Genomic DNA, 811 nt, shown 5'->3' on the forward strand with positions numbered 1-811 from the left:
CCTAAGGTAGCGAAATTCCTTGTCGGGTAAGTTCCGACCTGCACGAATGGCGTAACGACTTCTCGACTGTCTCAACCATAGGCCCGGTGAAATTGCACTACGAGTAAAGATGCTCGTTTCGCGCAGCAGGACGGAAAGACCCCGGGACCTTTACTACAGTTTGATATTGGTGTTCGGTTCGGCTTGTGTAGGATAGCTGGGAGACTGTGAAGTGCGGGCGCCAGCCCGTGTGGAGTCGTCGTTGAAATACCAGTCTGGTCGTGCTGGATGTCTAACCTGGGTCCGTGATCCGGATCAGGGACAGTGTCTGATGGGTAGTTTAACTGGGGCGGTTGCCTCCTAAAGAGTAACGGAGGCGCCCAAAGGTTCCCTCAGCCTGGTTGGTAATCAGGTGTTGAGTGTAAGTGCACAAGGGAGCTTGACTGTGAGACCGACGGGTCGAGCAGGGACGAAAGTCGGGACTAGTGATCCGGCGGTGGCTTGTGGAAGCGCCGTCGCTCAACGGATAAAAGGTACCCCGGGGATAACAGGCTGATCTTCCCCAAGAGTCCATATCGACGGGATGGTTTGGCACCTCGATGTCGGCTCGTCGCATCCTGGGGCTGGAGTCGGTCCCAAGGGTTGGGCTGTTCGCCCATTAAAGCGGTACGCGAGCTGGGTTTAGAACGTCGTGAGACAGTTCGGTCCCTATCCGCTGTGCGCGTAGGAATATTGAGAAGGGCTGTCCCTAGTACGAGAGGACCGGGACGGACGAACCTCTGGTGTGCCAGTTGTCCTGCCAAGGGCATGGCTGGTTGGCTACGTTCGGGAG

At 56.7% G+C, this 811-nt stretch carries 1 rRNA gene; it reads left to right on the forward strand.

Going from position 1 to position 811, the window contains the following annotated elements:
• Window positions 1–811: ribosomal RNA gene (locus IE265_RS38055) — 23S ribosomal RNA — on the forward strand; the annotation flags it as partial.

It is taken from the genome of Streptomyces fructofermentans (genome assembly GCF_014651055.1).
In the GTDB taxonomy this organism is placed as follows: domain Bacteria; phylum Actinomycetota; class Actinomycetes; order Streptomycetales; family Streptomycetaceae; genus Streptomyces; species Streptomyces fructofermentans.